Origin of the sequence: Rossellomorea aquimaris (genome assembly GCF_003315075.1) — a bacterium.
GTDB lineage: Bacteria > Bacillota > Bacilli > Bacillales > Bacillaceae_B > Rossellomorea > Rossellomorea aquimaris_C.
On record NZ_QNRJ01000006.1, the window covers coordinates 197,710 to 216,463 of the forward strand.

General features: G+C 40.1%; 22 protein-coding genes and 1 pseudogene. 4 read left to right on the plus strand and 19 right to left on the minus strand.

The genetic code is table 11. The features are described 5' to 3' along the window. The first annotated feature begins 61 nt into the window (after nucleotides 1-61). Both ytrH and ytrI read left to right on the plus strand, forming a co-directional pair. Nucleotides 62-397, plus strand: coding sequence for a sporulation membrane protein YtrH (gene ytrH, locus DET59_RS10395; protein ID WP_113969604.1), 336 nt, complete (start codon nucleotides 62-64; stop codon nucleotides 395-397). Beyond that, nucleotides 394-897 carry a sporulation membrane protein YtrI gene (gene ytrI, locus DET59_RS10400; RefSeq protein WP_113969605.1) on the plus strand — a complete coding sequence of 168 codons (504 nt, stop codon included), beginning with the start codon at nucleotides 394-396 and terminating at the stop codon, nucleotides 895-897. The genes ytrH and ytrI overlap by 4 nt, the downstream gene beginning before the upstream one ends. A 495-nt stretch (nucleotides 898-1,392) precedes the next feature. Here ytrI and DET59_RS10405 read toward each other — a convergent pair whose 3' ends face one another. The 6 genes and pseudogenes from DET59_RS10405 to DET59_RS10435 all read right to left on the minus strand — a co-directional run bounded on the left by DET59_RS10405 (nucleotide 1,393) and on the right by DET59_RS10435 (nucleotide 7,190). Then, the gene (locus DET59_RS10405; protein WP_113969606.1) at nucleotides 1,393-2,265 is read right to left on the minus strand and encodes an alpha/beta fold hydrolase; all 873 of its coding nucleotides are present in this window, start codon (nucleotides 2,263-2,265) and stop codon (nucleotides 1,393-1,395) included. Nucleotides 2,266-2,690: 425 nt separating this feature from the next. Further along, nucleotides 2,691-3,977, minus strand: a complete 1,287-nt coding sequence (locus DET59_RS10415; RefSeq protein WP_113969608.1) for an MFS transporter — start codon at nucleotides 3,975-3,977, stop codon at nucleotides 2,691-2,693. A gap of 59 nt (nucleotides 3,978-4,036) precedes the next feature. Beyond that, a complete protein-coding gene (locus DET59_RS10420; RefSeq protein WP_113969609.1) occupies nucleotides 4,037-5,179 on the minus strand; it encodes a winged helix-turn-helix domain-containing protein in 1,143 nt (380 codons plus the stop codon). 254 nt (nucleotides 5,180-5,433) lie between these two features. Then, entirely contained in the window at nucleotides 5,434-5,856 is a 423-nt protein-coding gene (locus DET59_RS10425; protein ID WP_113969610.1) for a hypothetical protein, read from the minus strand. Between the two features lie 19 nt (nucleotides 5,857-5,875). After that, nucleotides 5,876-6,694 carry a lipid II flippase Amj family protein gene (locus DET59_RS10430; protein WP_258549637.1) on the minus strand — a complete coding sequence of 273 codons (819 nt, stop codon included), beginning with the start codon at nucleotides 6,692-6,694 and terminating at the stop codon, nucleotides 5,876-5,878. Nucleotides 6,695-6,788: 94 nt separating this feature from the next. Continuing rightward, nucleotides 6,789-7,190, minus strand: a pseudogene (locus DET59_RS10435) (cytidine deaminase). 513 nt (nucleotides 7,191-7,703) lie between these two features. Here DET59_RS10435 and DET59_RS10440 point away from each other — a divergent pair. Then, entirely contained in the window at nucleotides 7,704-8,669 is a 966-nt protein-coding gene (locus DET59_RS10440) for a quinone oxidoreductase family protein (protein ID WP_113969612.1), read from the plus strand. A gap of 54 nt (nucleotides 8,670-8,723) precedes the next feature. Here the strand turns inward: DET59_RS10440 and DET59_RS10445 are convergent, their stop codons facing one another. From DET59_RS10445 to DET59_RS10490, 10 genes are all read right to left on the minus strand, one after another. Further along, complete coding sequence (locus DET59_RS10445; protein WP_113969613.1) at nucleotides 8,724-9,176, minus strand: GNAT family N-acetyltransferase; 453 nt, start codon at nucleotides 9,174-9,176, stop codon at nucleotides 8,724-8,726. Nucleotides 9,177-9,327: 151 nt separating this feature from the next. Next, nucleotides 9,328-10,116 carry a class I SAM-dependent methyltransferase gene (locus DET59_RS10450; protein WP_113969614.1) on the minus strand — a complete coding sequence of 263 codons (789 nt, stop codon included), beginning with the start codon at nucleotides 10,114-10,116 and terminating at the stop codon, nucleotides 9,328-9,330. Between the two features lie 38 nt (nucleotides 10,117-10,154). Then, entirely contained in the window at nucleotides 10,155-10,820 is a 666-nt protein-coding gene (locus DET59_RS10455) for an HAD family hydrolase (protein WP_113969615.1), read from the minus strand. A 79-nt stretch (nucleotides 10,821-10,899) separates the two neighbouring features. Continuing rightward, the gene (locus DET59_RS10460) at nucleotides 10,900-11,196 is read right to left on the minus strand and encodes a hypothetical protein (protein WP_258549638.1); all 297 of its coding nucleotides are present in this window, start codon (nucleotides 11,194-11,196) and stop codon (nucleotides 10,900-10,902) included. Between the two features lie 170 nt (nucleotides 11,197-11,366). Next, on the minus strand, nucleotides 11,367-11,873 hold the full coding sequence (locus DET59_RS10465) for a phosphoribosylanthranilate isomerase (RefSeq protein WP_113969616.1): 507 nt from the start codon (nucleotides 11,871-11,873) through the stop codon (nucleotides 11,367-11,369). Between the two features lie 47 nt (nucleotides 11,874-11,920). Beyond that, complete coding sequence (locus DET59_RS10470) at nucleotides 11,921-12,682, minus strand: hypothetical protein (RefSeq protein ID WP_113969617.1); 762 nt, start codon at nucleotides 12,680-12,682, stop codon at nucleotides 11,921-11,923. 150 nt (nucleotides 12,683-12,832) lie between these two features. Then, entirely contained in the window at nucleotides 12,833-13,555 is a 723-nt protein-coding gene (locus tag DET59_RS10475) for an HAD family hydrolase (RefSeq protein ID WP_113969618.1), read from the minus strand. A gap of 53 nt (nucleotides 13,556-13,608) precedes the next feature. Beyond that, entirely contained in the window at nucleotides 13,609-14,046 is a 438-nt protein-coding gene (locus DET59_RS10480; protein WP_113969619.1) for a GNAT family N-acetyltransferase, read from the minus strand. A gap of 19 nt (nucleotides 14,047-14,065) precedes the next feature. After that, entirely contained in the window at nucleotides 14,066-14,611 is a 546-nt protein-coding gene (locus tag DET59_RS10485; RefSeq protein WP_113969620.1) for a GNAT family N-acetyltransferase, read from the minus strand. Between the two features lie 326 nt (nucleotides 14,612-14,937). Continuing rightward, a complete protein-coding gene (locus DET59_RS10490; RefSeq protein WP_113969712.1) occupies nucleotides 14,938-15,408 on the minus strand; it encodes a DinB family protein in 471 nt (156 codons plus the stop codon). A gap of 190 nt (nucleotides 15,409-15,598) precedes the next feature. On the opposite strand from DET59_RS10490, the gene DET59_RS10495 reads away from it, so the two are divergent. Further along, the gene (locus tag DET59_RS10495) at nucleotides 15,599-16,840 is read left to right on the plus strand and encodes a TolB-like translocation protein (RefSeq protein WP_113969621.1); all 1,242 of its coding nucleotides are present in this window, start codon (nucleotides 15,599-15,601) and stop codon (nucleotides 16,838-16,840) included. Nucleotides 16,841-16,847: 7 nt separating this feature from the next. Here DET59_RS10495 and DET59_RS10500 read toward each other — a convergent pair whose 3' ends face one another. Genes DET59_RS10500 through DET59_RS10510 form a run of 3 tightly spaced genes read right to left on the minus strand, consistent with a single transcriptional unit; the run spans nucleotide 16,848 to nucleotide 18,625 of the window. Beyond that, complete coding sequence (locus DET59_RS10500; protein ID WP_113969622.1) at nucleotides 16,848-17,063, minus strand: hypothetical protein; 216 nt, start codon at nucleotides 17,061-17,063, stop codon at nucleotides 16,848-16,850. A gap of 25 nt (nucleotides 17,064-17,088) precedes the next feature. Beyond that, nucleotides 17,089-18,096 carry a helix-turn-helix domain-containing protein gene (locus DET59_RS10505; RefSeq protein WP_113969623.1) on the minus strand — a complete coding sequence of 336 codons (1,008 nt, stop codon included), beginning with the start codon at nucleotides 18,094-18,096 and terminating at the stop codon, nucleotides 17,089-17,091. Continuing rightward, the gene (locus DET59_RS10510; protein WP_258549639.1) at nucleotides 18,086-18,625 is read right to left on the minus strand and encodes a sigma-70 family RNA polymerase sigma factor; all 540 of its coding nucleotides are present in this window, start codon (nucleotides 18,623-18,625) and stop codon (nucleotides 18,086-18,088) included. The genes DET59_RS10505 and DET59_RS10510 overlap by 11 nt, the downstream gene beginning before the upstream one ends. Nucleotides 18,626-18,754: the final 129 nt, after the last annotated feature.

The window sequence follows — 18,754 nt, forward strand, 5'->3', positions numbered from 1 at the left end:
TATCTTGTCTACTAACCCCATATAGTTATCGTAAAGACACGTAATAGATGGAGATGATGAAATGGCAGAAGCTTTCTTTCCGGAATTGGTGAAAAGTTTTTTCATAGCCTTTGGTGTTTTACTAGGTGGATCCCTGCTCGGCGGTTTAGCTTCTTTTGCTATGGGACAGCCTTTATTCATTGAAATGTGGCGTTTATCTAATTTCCTTAGGATATGGGCGATCATTGCGGCCATCGGAGGTACATTCGATACAGTATACAGCTTTGAAAAAGGCTTCTTAAACGGTGAAACAAAGGAGTTATTCAAACAGTTTCTATTAATACTATCAGCTTTAGGCGGTGCAAACACGGGTGGGATGATTATTAATTGGCTTACACAGGAGCATATTTCATCATGAGAATCCCACCCTTTTACCGGCTTCCTTCCTGGCAGCGGTTCTTCGCCGGAATGGTCGTGGGAGGCATCATCAGCTGGATGATTTTTCTCTTTATGTTCGGCGCCATGCATGAAAAACAAACGCATCTAATAGAAGAGCAGAAAAATGACATCAGCAAACTGAAAAATACCCTGTCTTATTTACAGGAAGAATACAAACAACTAAACAGCGAAAACGAAGACCAACTCACCATCCAGGAAGTCAAAGTGAAGATCATCAACAATACCAAAACAAAAGTTGAATTACTCAGCATACACGAAACAGAGGACCAGTTGAGCGAAGATTTGCGGAGCCTTTTGACCAAAGACTTAGAAACGGTGTACGGGAATAAGGAACTCATCAAGAAAATCATCGAAAATAAAACCGTTAAATTAAATGATAAGTCCTTCAATTTGAAAGTGCGGGAGATGTACTTTTATACGACTACGCAGATTACGTTGGAGTTGAAGTATGAGGAATGATGAATGATGATTGATGCTGCCGGACGAACCTGTTGGAGAGGCGTTAGTGCCTATGATGAGAGGTTCGTCTTTTGTTGAGTGAAGGCTTTTCTTTGCTGTAAATGATTCATTTCTTTTGAAACGATTGGGATATTCCTTTCCGGTCCTTCGATACTGCTCCTTAACCGGCAATTCGAGCATACTTACCCTAGACTTCCATTGTAATTGCGTCGTTCCTTACCATAATTGCGTCGATTCCAACCACAATTGCGTCTAGATTGATGGTAATTGCGTCATTTTTTTAATTATTGCGTCTGGAATCCCCATAATTGCGTCAATATCCTGAGTTATTGCGTCAATTACCATATTATTACACCATCTTCCACATACTTCGGATACCTGAAGATGAGGGTATCATTACGATTAGTACATCATTATTCTGACCATGATCAATCACTTCACTATGATCTATGTTTAATTCCGGATACATTTCTCTAATTCTTTCTTCATGCCTCCTCACTGTCTTCTTTCAAAAGAACCATCATGATTTTCCTTCAAAAACAAATCATACTCTTCCGCAAATCGCTCTGCCTCTTCCAGGAAGGGATAATGGTTACTCTTCTCAAAGATTACTAATCTGGAGTGAGGTATACCTTCAGCCATCTCAATGGAATACATTAAAGGACATTGGACATCATATCGGCCACACATGACTAAAGTGGGGGCTGAAATAAACTCCAGTTTTCTACTGACATCATAAACTTGTAATTCACGGATAAAAAAGTTCATTCTCGAAGCAGACATCCCTTTATGAATATCTAGTGAAAAATGCTCACTATATTTTTCAGGTGCATATAAAGATAATTTCGTCCTTTCCATCGACAATTCTTTTCTTTTCTCCATTGGTAAATCCGGTCGCTTTAACGTTTCAATCAGTTCCTGCATTCTGTGGAAATCCGGGTGGGCACTATTATAAATGCAATCCTTCGAAAATGTCATATACTCTCTCGCAGCCGCTCCGACAATCACATTAAATGTCAGACTTTCCGAGAAATGAATCCCGTAAAGTACACCTAACATCCCTCCAGTTGAATGACCGGCGAATCCCCATTGAAGAAACCCTAGTGCTTCCCGAATCGCTTCCAAGTCGATTAAGGATTCCAGCATACTTAACTGATAGGGTTCGATTGCTTTATCCGATTGACCTGCTTCCCGTAAGTTGATCAAGAAGACTTGGTTGGTTCTTGTAAATGACTCCGCAAAATAGTCCCCGGTTTCGTTGAACTCAGAATAATGGTGGGTCACACAAATCGGTGCTCCCTGACCCTTGATAAATAGCTCAAATACTCCGCGTGTGGTATGTTGTAATTTTCTTTTCCATTTTCCCATAATCATGTTCCTTTCTGATTGAAACTGTTTTTATACAAAAGCATTAATAAAGGATTTTTGTATTCTAGAAAAAAAGCAATTTCATGGATAGCTTAAAATAATCATAAATAAGAAAATAGAAATATTAACACCACATACATATAAGCATTATTTGGTGACTTTTTATTGATTGTTTTCCTTTTTATATCTATGGTTAAAAATGCAAGAAAAATAATGATCAATACAAATGTAATAGCTTCCTTAATTGACAACAGTCCAGTTATAAGTTTCAGTAGTAAAACTAAACTCACGATGAATAAGAACGTTAAAGGAATATATTCAAGTTTGAATTTGACGTTTTCCAAGTGAATCACCCCCAATATTCCTCACCTTTTTTCATCAGCTTGCTCTCACTTTAGAATGAATCAGAATAAAAAATCGAAAGCTTAACCTAAATCACGTTCTCTTCTCAGCTTCCTTTCAACTCCAGCTTTACCATCTCCGGCTGCTTGCATATTCTTTTTCCAAATAACTTTCCTCATCATAATACCAATGGTTCCTATTAATATCAGGACCACGCCAATCCCCCTGAACACAAGCAATACTCCAAAATGATGAATAAGTACACCGCCAAGAAGGGGTCCGGCAATAAACAATATACTCAACGTAGAATCCACTATACCCGATACCCTGCCTATCGCTTCAGCTGGAGGTTCCTTCTGGATCATGTAATTCACTGCCGTAAAAGTTATCCCAGTGCCAATACCTCCGATAAAAGCAAAACAGATTGCTGAGATGAATGTACTTTGATGATCCAGAAAACCTAAACCGCCTGTCATAACACCGATCAGGAGACTGCCAGTCCCGAAGAACCATCCATAGCTCTTGATGGTATCCAGCTTAGTAAGAATAAGAATAACCAGAAGAGAGCCGACCCCGATCGCCGATATCGTCCAGCCTGTCATCTCTGTCCTGTTGGGAAACACCTCGCTGAATAATGTTACAAGCTGAGCATCGATCATTTGAATGGTCAGGGTAATGACCATACCGTAAAGTATACTTGCCAGCAGGATCCTGTTCTTAAAAACGATTTCCCATCCTTCCTTCCACGAACGTAAGAAATGAACATGAACATCCGGGGTTGTTCCTTCGTTATTCTCGTTATTTCGTAAAGCTATTCTTGAGAGGATGATTCCTGAGAGGATGAAGGAAGCAGAATTGATGCCAATAGAAATGTCCGGACTGAATACCGCGGATACCGACCCACCAATTAGCGGACCCACCACTTTCACCAATTGAAGCAGGCTACCGTTAATGGTAACAGCCTTCATTAAATGATCTTCATCGACAATGTTCCTCACTAACCCTTGCTGGGCCGGGGTGCCGACCACTCCAACGGAATTCCTTAACAGAAGAACTAACAGAGCCACTATAGGGGAGGACACAAACACAAGCAATAGCGTTAGACATCCCCTGATCCAATCGGAATAAATCAGGATTCTCAGCTTGTCTTTCCGGTCCACAAACACCCCTGCCAACTGGCCAAATAACGTACTCGGAATGGCATACATAACAGGGATCATGGCAATCAACATAGGTTCAGCATTCCATGTATACCTGAATAGAATGAGAACGGCGATAAAGTCAAACCAATTCCCAAGATTCGATAGTGCATTTGCTGAAAAAAACTTGATGAAATTATGATCTCTCCAGATCGATCGATTTTTCTCCATACTTGATTCCTCCACATTCACTCTTTATTAAAGAATAATCGGCGAATGTCAGAGGAATATCAGAGAAAAGCATCAAGCTGGTTTCGAATGATAAATTCTAAATCAACTAATTGAAACTCTTCCTCATATCTCTTCAACTGAATGGCATAAAATTGTGAAAGGTCACGGTCCCTTACGAATTCAGTCAAATAAAACAAAATGATATTTAGGCTAATGAACAATCCAGGGACATATCTTGCTTGTAAAAACTGGTCCAATCCTCGATCAAAATAGTATTTCGCTTCGACTGCATCCCTTTTGTAGAGAGAGGCAATTCCTTTAATAACCATAAAACTTGCTTTCTCTCTTAAAAAAGGATACTGTTCAAGTTCTTTCTCAATCTCCAATAGTCTTCCTGTTATCCGGTCATCTTCTTTTTTTGATAATAGTATGTAGAGCTCAATGAAGGAAAGGAGTGGAATAAACCCATCCACTTTCTTTTCATGAACCACTTTTTTCGATTCTGCTAAAAGAATTTCGGCTTCCTCCAGCTGCCCATTGAATACAAGAAGGGGTAACCGATTTAACCATTCCAATTCAGTACGATGATCTACTGGGATGTTCGGATTGGATGTTGCTTTGGTGAAATACTCCAGACACTTTTTCTTGTCCCTTGCTATGTAGGAATATATGTGAAGCAAGTAATAACATCGATCCCAAAATGGAATATCACTAGATTCAGCTATCCATTTGAAATTCCCCTTCATGAATTGAAGATAAAGACGGTTCTGTATATTCATTTCAAATCCCAATACGGACTGATTTTCCTCCAGAAGCTTCAGGGCATCACCTTGCCCATATAAGTGATATTTTCGAAAGAGCATTGCCATACTGGAAGATACCGCATCGTCCTTCAGTAGGACATTCTCCCTGACCATTTCCCTGATCTTCAGCTTATAACCTACTCCCCTTATGGTCTCAACGCTCATAATGGAAGAAAGGGGCTTCAATTTTTTCCTGACTCTGTAGATATGATCATCGACCGTTCTGTCAGTTGGTTCTTCCCTTGTCCAAACTGCATCCAGCAACTCATCCCGTGTGAAAATGCGGGACGGACTCCGAAATAAACACTCAAATAACAGAAATTCCTTTCTCAAAAAATGAATTTCTTCTGAATGATATTTTAGTATATATTCATTGTGTAATAGCTTAATATTATCCATTGATTCACCTACATCGTGTATCCTTTTTCATGAAAACACTTCATTAGTTTTTCTTTTAAAGCTAAATGCTTTTCTACTGAATACAAGTAAGTGCTATCCATCCAATGTTTTGGAGAATAATTCCACACCGGTTTTGTAATATTCTCTTCCCTTTCCCATTCGTACCTGGGGAAAATGTGGGCGTGTAAGAAGGCATCTGTGTTTCCGTAAATGACATACTACGAACCTCCCAATTCACATTTTTTACCTCCCGATCATGAAAACAAAACAATAAAAATTTGATAAAAGCGAAACAGCGCTCCTATAAATACGACACCTACAGCAGCCATCATTAGGTACCTGAATTTGAATAACCACTGGTGTTTATATTCATTGGGGTCCTTCCACTTCTTAACATCCTTTTTCAAAGTGTAAAAGAAAAGGAGGATCAGCGGCAAAACAATAAGTAAGAAAATACCAAGAAAGAAAACCTGATTGTAGTACACCATGGATGATTCCTTCAGAAAAACTTTCAATACTTCACCCAGTGCAACAAAAAGCAAAATCAACAGCATGACATTGGATGTAAAAACAGTAGAAAGTTTTCTCCCTTTCCTAATGTTCCTAATGATTAAATATGGAATCATAAGAAGGAGGACAAGCACTGCCAATGCGTAAAAATATGTACGTCCAGACATGGAATCCCTCCTCTTTTACTTAACTAACAAAAAACTGTGACATCCAAGCAATATAGTATGAGGCAGGGATAAATATTAGTTGCGCAATCACTGTTCCAAACAGTCTGGAAATGATCATCATGATGGAAAGACCTTTTAATTCTGTATAATTCCCCTTCCCATTTGCCACATCATCAGCCAACACGGAAATCTTTGGATCAATGAACAGGGTAAGTAATATGGTTGCGATACCATTGATCAACCCCGAAGCCATCATCGCACTGTGTCCTCTATCAGGTACGATGATCGCAGCATATAGCGCAGATAAAACACCAACCGTGTATACCGCTGTAATCATCATATTAATAAAAAATAATCTCTTGGGAATTGCCCTAAAGTTGATTCCCTCCAAATATCTTTTACCCGGCTTGGAAATATGATTGATCCCCCTTTTATAAAGGTCATTTTTAAACCCAAGCTTGATCAATCGGGGAACAGAACCTCCCTGCTCTGAAAGATGGATAATCCCTCTGGAGAACAAAGCAACGAATGTAGGCAATAATACAATTCCCAGGATTGTCCCTAAAGTCGATGCACCAATCAACACCCTGAATTGCCCTTCTATCACTTCTAATTCTCTGCCCTCAGGTGCAGCATCGATGAGACCGCCTGTAAAGGGCTGCTGCATCATATTCGACATCCTTGAAACAATGACCATCATATTAAACAAAGAAAGACCCGAAGCAATTAGCTTCACCCTTGCCCCGGATAACCGGACAGCATAAGCAAGGGTTTCAATGCTATGTATAATCAGAATAAATAGTGCAATCGATATAACTGGTAAAGAAACAAACTCCACGACGACAACTCCCTTATTTATCCAAAACATATTATAACATTAAAAATAAGGAACATTCTGTATTTTTGAAATGTTCCCTGAGTTCGACTCTCCTTTATTTTCTATACGCCTCATACCAATGAAAAGGTTGCACTTCTTTTAAAGTCTTAAATAGAAGATTACCTTCCGGATGAAAAATGCCCACCTTCACGCTATCTCCCCATTAGAAGAGCCTTTCCTGACATATACCACATGGTGTTAGTACTTTGTACTCGGAGTTTTCATCATCCCGCACGACACAAATGGAATGAGTGACTTCAGTATCCAGTTTATGTGCTTCCAGTATGGCTCCGGTTTCGATACATAGTTCTGTGGAAGCATTGATGATTTCCGGGGAAACACTAGTGAGGATTTTTCCGCTTTTTGTATACATTGCAGCAGCACCACCCCAACCTGTCGGGTATCTATTTTGGATTAAGGCTAATGCTTCTTCGAAAAGTGTTATTTCAATATTCATCTATTGGCCCCCTCTAAAAAGTAAATTTCAAACTTCCTATGTACTCTATACTACGTTGGTCATTTTCATTTTACCAGGCGAATGAAGGGCTGAAATCTTCCTATTCTAACTCGAAAACTATTGAAATCAAATGAAATGACGTATTTTCCGCTTCAATAAGTGCTCATTCGGAGTAGAACCTAGATCGGTACTCTCTCTCCAGCGGTTTATGATCCGGTTTGGACTCTTTTTGATCCTCTTTTTGAAAATATGATCCGGTTTCGGGAACTTATGATCCTGATTTTCGATATATAATCCTGATTTTCCCTTTATGATCCTTTTGTCGAAAAGTCCTCATTCAAGGGCTTTCTGCAAAATAGAAAAGCTCCAAGCATTTGATCAACTACCTGAGTTCTTAGGAGCAGTCAATACGTCTGTAAGAAGAAACCATGTACCAATAAGCGCATTCCTAGTCAAAAGAAAAGAAACTGGTTACACTAAAAATAATGATCTTATAGAAGTGGAGAGGATATGATGAAAGCACTCATATTTGAGAAATTTGGAGGACCGGATGTCTTGCATTACCGTGAAATTGAAGATGCCGCCATCGGAGCGGATGAAATCTTATTAGAAATGAAAGCAATCGGCCTGAACTTCGCCGATGTATATAGAAGAAAAGGAAATTATCATTTAGCAGGAAATCCTCCTTACATATGTGGGTATGAAGGAGCCGGTATCGTCAAGCGTGTCGGAAGCAACGTCTCAGGAATAGAAGTCGGGGACCGCATCGCTTTTGCCGATGTCCCTTATGCGAACGCTGAACTTGTGGCCGTACCAAAGGAAAAAGCCATTCCACTGCCTGACGATATATCGTACGAAACAGCTGCCTCCCTTTTATTACAAGGGCTCACTGCTCATTACTTAACGAAAGACAGCTATAGTATCAAAAATGGGGATACTGCTTTAATCCATGCGGCAGCAGGAGGAGTCGGACAGCTCCTTGTCCAAATCATCAAGATTTTAGGTGGAAGCGTCATCGGTTTAACGTCCTCTGAAGAAAAGAGACAAGCGGCGTTGTCCACTGGAGCCGACCATATGTTTTTATATAGCGAAGACTGGAAACAGCGAGTCAAGGATGTTACTGAAGGTAAAGGCGCGGACGTTGTATATGAATCCGTAGGTTCCACATTAATGGACAGCTTTGAGGTCACCCGCATCGGAGGGACGGTCGTATTCTTCGGTATGGCGGGCGGCGATCCTGTTTCGGTTGATCCCCGTATGCTGATGGACACCTCGAAGACACTGACAGGCGGAGACCTATGGAATGTGTTGACGTCTCACGAGGAACGGGTGACCCGCTCACACGAATTATTCGGATGGATTCAGGAAGAAAAGTTAAAGGTTTCTGAACCAACGATCTTTCCATTAAGCGAAGGTGCAAAAGCCCATGAATACCTGGAAAGCAGAAAAAGTACAGGAAAGATTTTATTGATTCCGTAAACATATTTGAAGAGACCCTCCCTTGCAGGACCGGGTCTCTTTTATCCAAGCACTCTATAACTGCTGGGACAACCGGATCATATCACGACACTGGATGCCATTTTCAAATATTTCTTCCGGGTAGTGCCTGATGAAAAAATCCAAATCCACCCCGACGATCCTGAATCCACATTTCTGATAAAGAGCCAATTGACCAATACCAGAGTTCCCGGTACCCACTTCTATGGTCTTATATCCTTTCTCCCTTGCCACTTTAACCGCATTCATCACCAGCTGTTTACCGATCCCTTTTCCATGCAACCCTTCTGCAACCGCTACATTCACTAACTCGACGGTCTCTGGTCTTGTTGGGAGTAATACGTAGACTCCAACAATCTTCCCTTCACTTTCCGCTACATAACACTCCCCTCTACTCACATATTCCTTTACAATTTCTTCTGAAGGATCTGCGAGTAGCAGCAATTCCATTGGGAGATCTTCATCTGTCTTTCGTTTTCTGATAACCATTTTACCCTCACCTAACCATTGACGTTTGTTTCAATCCATACATATTGCTCAATAAATAGTCCTTTTTAGCACAATCGCTATTCGGCTAGTAAGCTATCTTATATGCTTGCTACACTTATTTCCTGCAAAACAGATGCCTATAAATATATGATTATTTAGACTCAAACAACCCTGTTGACTTTGTTATATGAATAACTCCATTGTTCGCTTCTTTTTCAGATGCGAGGAAAGATTGAAACTGTGATAACTTATCATCGACCAAGGTCTTATTCAGGTCTGTATTAGAGGAAAGCAGATAATCGACTATTGCTTTTTCTTCTGTAATGTTCAACCCGCCTGGAAAATCTTTGTAAACGATCTCACTGAAATAACCCTGAAGTTGCTCAGCTCCATTTTCCACTCCGAACTTCAAGGCATGTTCTCTAGCCGATGGAAAGTCTAAATTTGGATCAAAGCGTTTTAACAACCCACCAAATTCTTTCATATGATTTTGCCCGATAGTTGAACTGTAAAATGTACCATCCGGTTTTAACACTCGCCTTACCTCTTTTAATGCTTTTTTTCTATTTGGGACATGATACAACATATGGCTGGCTATAATAATATCAAAGCGATTATCTTCAAAGGGAATATCCTCAATATTTAATGGACGGTAATAGATATTTGGGATCCCCTCTAAATTCTTTTGAGCTGACTCAACCATACCCTCGGAATAATCAGAGAGAATCAAATTCCAGCTACTATCAATCCGTTCTCTATTTTTCAACCAAAAAGTACCGTCCCCGCATCCCATTTCAAGAATCCTACTAGTAGGAGAGATGTTCATCTGTTCAAAAAGCCATAGATGCCAATCCTTTTTATGGTCACTATACTTCTCATGAATGTTTATCCGGGTATTTAGATTCGCTGGATTACGATATTGTTCTTCTAATGAATTCAAGCTTTAATCCCTCCACACACTAAATTTTTCCCTATTGATTATTTAACCTGATATCCCACTAACACGTCTTCAATCATGTCGACAGTTTCAACCAAATAAGTAGGGCTAGATTGACTTATTTCCTCAAATGAACCATATCCATACGTCACTCCGATAGAGTCAATTCCGGTATTATGTGCCCCAATAATATCGTGCTTCCTGTCTCCTATCATAATAAAGCTGCCTGGTTCAAATTCATTATAAATATCTAGAATGTATTGAATGATCTCAGTTTTTGATGTTCTTGTTCCATCAAGGTTGCTTCCTGCAATCAGGGTGAAAAACTGGTCAATAGTAAAATACTTCAGGATTTGTTCAGCGAATACAGTAGGCTTTGAAGTTGCAACAACCAACGTAAATCCTTTTTTCTTTAATGATTTCAATAATGATGGGATATTAGAATATAGCTTATTTTCAAACATCCCCTTCTCCTTGAATCGCTCTCTGTAAAAATCAATTGCTCTTTGTGTTTTCTCCTCATCAAAATCGTAATTTTCAGCAAATGACACCTGTAGTGGTGGTCCAATAAAACATTCCAGCTCATGAACATCTGGCACCTCAACGTCCAAATTCTCTAATGCATACTGAACCGATTTAGTGATCCCTTCTTTTGGGTCGGAAAGTGTTCCATCTAAATCGAATAAAATGATTTTATATTTGTCCATATAAGCTCCTTTCAATTAATATCAGAAACTTCTACATACGCCTTTCAGTTGGACAAGAAAATGAATAAAGGTTCGTTTACTACCTCTCAATCTTCAATACATCCTCAGAAGGAGACAGATAGTCTTTTTCTCCAATTGAAAAAGAAGTTCTTTGACGTTTTAGTTCAGCATACTGAACAACTTTATCCTCATTAAGAAAAACCATTAAATAGATATCATCTCTACTACGGATGTTGCTGGGATCTTCAAATTCAACCCCCAACTGCTTTTCAATATATTCTTCTGGAGTATAAGGTTCAAACAAGTAAGCTTTACCCCACTTAAAATCCGCTAATGATCTAACTTTTATAACCTTATTATCTTGATCTTTAACCATTGAATAAACGGCCTTCTCAAAATCCTTATTATGAAGACCATCACTTTGGCTACAGCCAACAATCATGAATACTATGAGTAGGAAGGAAACCGTTATTATTCTCAAGGCAGACAGCTCACTTTCCTTATTATGATTTGCCCCTGGTAGAGCCTCCCCCTGATACATGCACATTAATTATTTATTTGATTCTTCAAATACTCTATCTTCCCCATATCTTTATGATTATTTTGATCTGCCCGATAGCTGTCCTTGGATGAAGCCTCGTAAACACGTAAATATTGCTCGGGACTCAGCAGATAATATTTCACTTCTCCCTTACGATGCATTTCCAGATCTTCCAATCGTACCCCCGCAAAGTCCGGCAACGTGTCGATGATTCCAAACTCAACGGATAATCCATCTTTAGAGAACTCATGTTCATGTAAATCGATTAGGCGATATTTCATTGAATTCATGATGTTCACAATTTCGTTCCAGTTATGTATGGATGTTTCAGGAGGTACTTCCCATCCTCTCTTATCGCCAGGCACATGTATGTCCAGATCCTGTGCGTCCCAGCTCTTTTCTGTGACCACTTCCAATCCCACAGAGCCCATCAGCAATGGAGTGATTCCAATACCATTTAGCTTCCTGGCAATTTCAATAAACTCATTAAACTTTTGATGATACGCCTTCACTTCTAAAAAACTCCTCCCCCGAGAATACGTTATGGTAGTTTTCCTTTTCATAGTTGAGTATTTTTGTAATGCTCTAATATTTCGATTAGAACCGCTTTGTTGTATCCTGTTTTTCCATGGATTCTTTCAGCCCACTCTTCCACCGTTTCAAGCTTCGGATCCTTCATCAGCCCTTCTGTCGTACTTAAAAAGCTCTCCCAGTTATAAAACTCCCAATGAGCAATTTCAGATTTGTACGGGATTTTGCATTCCAATAATGGATGGTTCTTTATCATTTGTTGAGAATGCTCAGCAGCCATTAAAAAAGTATCCATCTCAACTGGCGCGGTCTGAAAAACTTGCCTCGATACTTTTCCATTCGGTCGATGATAAAGAATTTCTGTTCCTGTTGGATGATCTTTAACCTGTACTTTTGCTGCGGGGAAGAAACCACTTACCTTTTCGCTGGAGTAATCTATGCTATCCGTATCGATTAAAATCGGATTCAACCATTGGTCACCCAAATCACAAAGGAATCGTTCACCCTTTTCATTCAGTGCGATGACAGCCGCATGAGCCTCTTCCGAATTCAGGTTATGACCAACGGGATAAGCCTCTACCCCATCCCGTCTAAACTCATCCAGTAACCAGAGTGCAAGATCGAAACAATTCCCGGACATCCCGAATTGTTCCCGATGCTCCCGCATAAGAGAAACATCCCGCTGTTTCTTCTCGCTTCCCCCGTTATAAAACCAAACCTTTGTTAATGTCTCCATGGGAAAATCATTGAATTTCTTCCACGTCTTTAAAATACTTTCTGAAGCTATCATTCTTGCACCTCGGATTCTTTCTTTATTTGATCTATGTATGGCTTGATATAGCTTTTATATTCGTCCGTTAAGATTATTGAGTTTGAAAAATTTGATATCAACAGATTACGGCTATCTGGAGCTACGATGCTTTCACTTAAATCATTAAAACTATTTTTCACTGCTGCTACTTAGTAATATATCTTTGATTTCCCTAATAGAAGACACAATTGAATATGGAATATGATCCGTTGGTTTTTCTCCCCCTCTGGAATTGACCCATATTGCATCCATTCCTGCTTCCATGGGGCCAAGAACATCATGTGTCCACGAATCACCTATGAATATCGTCTCTTCAGGTTTCTTATTAAAAGCTTCTAAAGCAATAGTATAGATTCTGGAATCAGGCTTTCTAATACCTATTTGTTCAGCATGAACTATTTTATTGTGGCTGAATATATGTCCTAGTCCCATATTGACTATCTTTTGTCGAGGGTCATAAAGTCCGTTTGTTACAATTCCTACTTCATATTGCATATTCAGTTCATTCATTAAATGTAATACATATTCGTTAACAGTAATGAATTTCATGCTTGTATTAGTAAAAAGAGATTCGAGTTGTTCAATTGCTTCCATGTTCACCTTCACTTCAAAGTAGTCAAAAGCACTCTTCCATCTTTCTCTCTTAAATTCCAATGTGTTTATTTCCCCACTTACAAGTTTCTCTATTAAAGATTTTGGAGGTTGTTTTATTTTCTTCAGAAATAGTTGTTTATCCATCCCCTTTGTCAGTGGGTGTTCTGTAAGAGACTGAACCAGTCCATCATCAAACCAAGACGAATTTTCAAGTAGCGTGTCATCCAAGTCAAATAAAAGAAGGCTATACTTTTTCATTGACGTATCAACCCTTTTAACAATTTTTTATAGAGTACGAAATCATTTGTATACTAAAGTTGCCTCTTCAACACAACCTCCCCCCACATTATTTCACCCGTCTTCTCAAATCCCAGACCTTCATATAATCTGATGGCACTCACATTTTCCGGTTCCGCACTTGTGAATAATTCTATATTTCCATATGTATGGGTCAATTTTTCTAAAAGTAGTTGCGTTGCCTTTTTACCATAGCCTCTCCCTTGATAATTTTGATCGATCATTAACCGGCACATCTCCATACGGTTTGTTTCAGGGTCGATCCCATACATGATGAACCCTACCATGCTATGTTGATGATAAATGGCCAATGGATATTGTTCTTCCATAAATGTTGATTGCAGCAATGAATAAGCGTTATCTGCGACAAATTCCTTCTGATGCTCCGAGACAGATAAGGTTACACATTCCTCCCAATTGTCAGCATTGATCTCCTTTAATGCCAGATTCATATAAACCACCCTTTCGATATTATGGATGAAATCGTCCCATCACCACGGTATCGTAATAACGTCCATCCGATAATAATTTATCCTTCTTCAGCACCCCTTCTACTTCAAAACCGTTGTTTTTATATAGTGTTATGGCTTTTTCATTTGTTTCAAGCACATTCAAGGTGATCTTCTTAATCTCGTTGGCATCTGCCCAACGGATTGACTCTCTTAATAGATTTTTCCCAATGCCGTATCCCCAGAACTCTTGTAATACACATACACCAAACTCCACTTTATGAGCAATCCGCTTTAATGGTTTCCCCTCACACCTTGAGAAACCTGCAATCCTGTCTTTCACTTCACACACCAAAAAGAGATTCTGGGGACTCTCCGTATCTTCTTTAATGAGGTGTTTAAAGCCCGCCTCATCTATGTATGCTTCACCCTTTTCCCTATCCATGTTTTCTGTCTCTCCGTCTGCCTGCAGTCGGACTTCTGAGAGACTTTTTGCATCATCTTCCCTTGCTGACCTTATGATATAGGTTAGATTACGAATATGAAATTCTATTGGATTAATGATTATTTCGATCCACTCCTCGCATTGGGGATCACTCCCACCATCAAGCTATCACAAAATATTATCCATTAATTTCTAATTTCTAACAACACTTTTCATCCAGACACAGTAAGGAAATCCTTCCTGTCCTTCAAAGCCGAATCAGTGATATGAGGGAACAAATGAATAAGGAGTTGAAGTCGTTGGGTCGGTTGAATGACTTGGTGTTTTATTAAGAAGAGATGAATTATTTTTGTGACTGTCATGTTAGAGCTTCTGATTAGTTACAGTCTGTATTGGAAATGTCAAAAATAGCTGAAGATCGTTCTAGTGACCTCCAGCTGTACCTCCAATCAGCGGTGCGACGGCCATGATCCCTGCATCTTCCTCAATTGCATGATCTGACCCGTATGGTAAGCATCGTGCATCATGATGTCCAACAATTTCTCTTCAAGAGAATTTTCTTCTAGCATTTCAGTCGTTGTTTTACTAAGCGCCTCCCTTAAGCGACGTTGGGACGATTCAACACGCTCAACGACTGCTTTCCATTCCTTATCATCATTTATTTGTTCCGTAAGATAGAAAGTTTCATTGCCATCGAGAGTCTGAGCCCATTCCCGACCTTCCAATTGTGCCGTCAGTCTTTCTTTGTAATAAGTAAGGTGATTCACATTTTCCCATATGGTTTTCGTCGCTTCTCCATCCGGTCTCCAACAAGCCTGTTCAGCACTGACCCCTTCAATTGCTTGTTTTAACGGTGCATACCAACTTTCCTGGTCGTATGTAGTATCGAGCATTCTTAAGAGCAAGTCAGTTCGTTTCATGGGTATTTTCCTCCTTGGGATTGAAGTTTCATATTGATAGTACTTCCGCATAAAGTGAAGAACTCCTCCTTTTAAAAGGGTCGGTACAAAAAAATCGGGCCAGACCTCATCTTTCATTTCCACACTCTTTTTCACATAATGTAAGCCCTCCTGGAAAATAGTAAGAGCATATGCGAAAAGGAGAATCACAATGAAAAAAGCTATCCTCTTTACCATCATTCTTGCTCTTATTCTTCCATCAACACCCTCCGCATCCATAAACAATCAAGTTAAAGCTGCTTTTATCAGGGAGGGGAATTTGTGGACCTTGATAGATAACCATGAAACACAAGTAACGAATTCCGGAAACGTGCACTCTCAACCGAAATGGTCAACCGACGGAACCTGGATTGCCTATCAAGTAGAGACCACTTCTGAATTCGATAAAAGGGAAATGCAGTCAGAGCTGTGGACTTACAATCTTAAAACGGGGAAAAAGAAGAGAATTTCTTATAACGGTCATTCTCCAGAATGGGCTCCCCATAAAAACCATGTTGCTTATAATAATAGAGGAATTCTAGATATTTCAGACCTCAAGCGTTTCTACAACATTGCAACCGGGGTCAGTGATTTCACGTGGCTTCCGGATGGCAGTGGCTTCCTTCTGTCTTCGTCAGGGACCCTCAACCCGGATGGATGGTCAAGTGCCTCTTTGTTCATAAAAAAAGTCGGAGATAACTATGAGGATATTATTCTTTTTGGTGGCGTGGAGCTATTCTTCACCCTTCCAAGGGAAATTGGGACAAGTGAGCAAAACAAACTGATTGCCGTCTATGCCGAGCAGCTGACCTATTCACCGAGCGGCAAATGGATTTCATTCGTTGTGTCTCCCACCGCGTCCTGGTCCATGGACAGTAATATGGTATGTGTCATAGATAAAGAAGGGAAAAATTTCGAGATATTGGACGAGATGATCCTGGATGTCGGACAGCCCAAATGGTCACCGTCAACAGATACGCTAGCCTATATCGCAGGCGGAGGGAGAATCGTGTTCGGCTTCAAAAATAAAGATCTAAAGGTAAAGGAAATGCCTGTTTCAGGAACCTACACGCCTGCCCATTACGCTGATCTTGATTTTAATTGGATGACCAATAAATCTCTGGTGGTTTCAAGAATCAAAGAACAGGAGTGGACCAATGAATTCAATAAGCACCCGCTGCCTGCCCTTTATACTCTGAATATCGATTCGAATCACCAAATAAAAATCACGAGTCCCCCTAAAGGATATGGAGACTATGCCCCTCAGTATATCGCGTCCATTTCAAAACTTGTTTGGTTAAGAGGGACATCTATAACAGATACGAAAAGGGACCTGTGGATAGGGAACAAGGATGGTACTGATACTAAGCAATGGTTGCGGAATATTGAGGAAATTGTATTTTATAAAAGGTAAGGTTGGATCAAATATCCTGAAAGCGGATCATAAATCTAAAATCCGGATCATAAGTAACGCAAACCGGATCATATCTCAATGTAGCCTGAATTTGTTCAAGGTTTTTAGGTTCCAAGTGGATTTTATAATTACTACTCGCAAAATCCCCCCTCCATTTCCTTGTAAAAAGAAGAAAAAAACCAAAAAGCCGGGCATAACCCCGGCTTACAATTAATACATTCAAAAAAATGACCTCCACTAATAACAAGTCACTTTTCAATCTCTAACACAACCACATCAAACAACTGCCCATCCGCATAAAGCACGAACGCCCACTCACCCCGTTCAGGAATGGTAACAGCCGATGGGGCATGAACATCTGCACCATTGTTCTCACCGCCCAGAGGAATGGTCCAGCCTTCACCGTTATTCAATACAGGGTGCACTGTCTCCGACTCTCTGTGATAACCAACCACTGTCAGTTCTGAAGCATCCGTATTCCACAGATGCCACATCCATTTTTGTGCGGTCAGGCTTGGCATATCAGCTCCGATGATGCCTGATTTGTTTTCATTTCCGATCATATTCCGGTCAAACGTGGTTGCCTTCAGGTCCCAGTTAATTTTGTCAAAGTCACTTTCCTGAACGTATTCCGGAATATCTTCTGGTAATGTGACAGGGCTCCCTTCTTCTATTTCATCCACACGTACGACGACATCTCCATAAGCCTTGCCGTCAAGGGAGACTTCATACCTCCATAGTCCGCTATATGGAACCTGGAAACTTGTGGTGAAGCGCTTCAGGCCTGAGTATCCTGGTGATGGCTCTGTTATTTTTTGAGGCGACACCACTTCAATTTTCTGATCTGTTTCCTTATGAACTGCCGAAATGGAGAGTTCTTTCCCTTTGTATGTGTCAAAAGGTTCTTTGAAACTGAAAATATAGCCATAAGGCATACCGGCATGCAGTTCAGGGTCGGGTAAGATGCTGAACAGGATTTTGTGATTCTCCTGATAATCATGATGGACTTGCCATGTATCCGGACTGCCATTGTTTGTTTCATTTTGCTTAAACAACAATTCGGTCGAAACGAAGAAGCCTATTAAACAAATGGCAACAGTGGTCATGATGAAAATAATGAATGGATTAGGTTTTTTTGCCTGGACCGGACTATGAACGGCTTGCCGAATCTTATTTCTTTGAAATTCCGTAAAGTGCCGGCCCTTGTGAGTTGTAGAATCCATCGCTTTCTTTAAATCATTAAGCTTATCCTCCATCATGCTCCCCCCTTTCCATCATTTTTTTCAGCTTACTCCTGCCTCTGTTCAACCTTGTTTTGATTGTATTTCCATTCAGACCTAATAGCCCTTCCATTTCATCAATGGAACATTCTTCATAATAATAAAGCGTGAAGACCTCCCGATACTTTACGGGCAGGGCCAGGACACATCGTGAAAGAAGCTCTTCCTCACTTCGCTTCAGTAAACTCATTTCAGGTAACGGGTCACTTGATGTAAAAAGAGAAAAAAGGCTTGAATTCATCACCACTCTCTTAAAGGCGGAACTCTTCAGGACATCCTTCGATCGGTTAATGACCAGTCGATATATCCATGCTTTAAATGAGGTAATTTCATCTATTTTTTCATAATGCTTGTAGCATGTGATAAATACATCCTGAACGATGTCTTCAGCCAGACTCCAATCCTTTACATAGTTATAAGCTAATTTCGTAAGATGTTCGCCGTATTCCTCCATGATCATTTCCAGCCAGGACTCCCGGTCTTCTGAATGGGCTTCGTTCTTCACCCTCCTCACACGCTCCTCACCTCATTCCCCTTTATGCTAAGACGAATCAATCAGGGATTGGTTTCATTTTTTAAAAAATCTGCCTCCTCTGCATTCAACACGCCTATCCAAGTATTCTTTGATTTATCC

Bases quoted from the DNA above. Each gene is read 5' to 3' on its own strand.
- DET59_RS10415 (WP_113969608.1), bottom strand. From the start codon at position 3,977: ATGGAGAAAAATCGATCGATCTGGAGAGATCATAATTTCATCAAGTTT.
- DET59_RS10490 (WP_113969712.1), bottom strand. From the start codon at position 15,408: ATGAAACGAACTGACTTGCTCTTAAGAATGCTCGATACTACATACGAC.
- DET59_RS10495 (WP_113969621.1), top strand. From the start codon at position 15,599: ATGAAAAAAGCTATCCTCTTTACCATCATTCTTGCTCTTATTCTTCCA.
- DET59_RS10405 (WP_113969606.1), bottom strand. From the start codon at position 2,265: ATGGGAAAATGGAAAAGAAAATTACAACATACCACACGCGGAGTATTT.
- DET59_RS10440 (WP_113969612.1), top strand. From the start codon at position 7,704: ATGAAAGCACTCATATTTGAGAAATTTGGAGGACCGGATGTCTTGCAT.
- DET59_RS10445 (WP_113969613.1), bottom strand. From the start codon at position 9,176: ATGGTTATCAGAAAACGAAAGACAGATGAAGATCTCCCAATGGAATTG.
- ytrH (WP_113969604.1), top strand. From the start codon at position 62: ATGGCAGAAGCTTTCTTTCCGGAATTGGTGAAAAGTTTTTTCATAGCC.
- DET59_RS10455 (WP_113969615.1), bottom strand. From the start codon at position 10,820: ATGGACAAATATAAAATCATTTTATTCGATTTAGATGGAACACTTTCC.
- DET59_RS10420 (WP_113969609.1), bottom strand. From the start codon at position 5,179: ATGGATAATATTAAGCTATTACACAATGAATATATACTAAAATATCAT.
- DET59_RS10425 (WP_113969610.1), bottom strand. From the start codon at position 5,856: ATGTCTGGACGTACATATTTTTACGCATTGGCAGTGCTTGTCCTCCTT.
- DET59_RS10475 (WP_113969618.1), bottom strand. From the start codon at position 13,555: ATGAAAAAGTATAGCCTTCTTTTATTTGACTTGGATGACACGCTACTT.
- DET59_RS10480 (WP_113969619.1), bottom strand. From the start codon at position 14,046: ATGAATCTGGCATTAAAGGAGATCAATGCTGACAATTGGGAGGAATGT.
- DET59_RS10470 (WP_113969617.1), bottom strand. From the start codon at position 12,682: ATGATAGCTTCAGAAAGTATTTTAAAGACGTGGAAGAAATTCAATGAT.
- ytrI (WP_113969605.1), top strand. From the start codon at position 394: ATGAGAATCCCACCCTTTTACCGGCTTCCTTCCTGGCAGCGGTTCTTC.
- DET59_RS10460 (WP_258549638.1), bottom strand. From the start codon at position 11,196: ATGGTTAAAGATCAAGATAATAAGGTTATAAAAGTTAGATCATTAGCG.
- DET59_RS10505 (WP_113969623.1), bottom strand. From the start codon at position 18,096: ATGGAGGATAAGCTTAATGATTTAAAGAAAGCGATGGATTCTACAACT.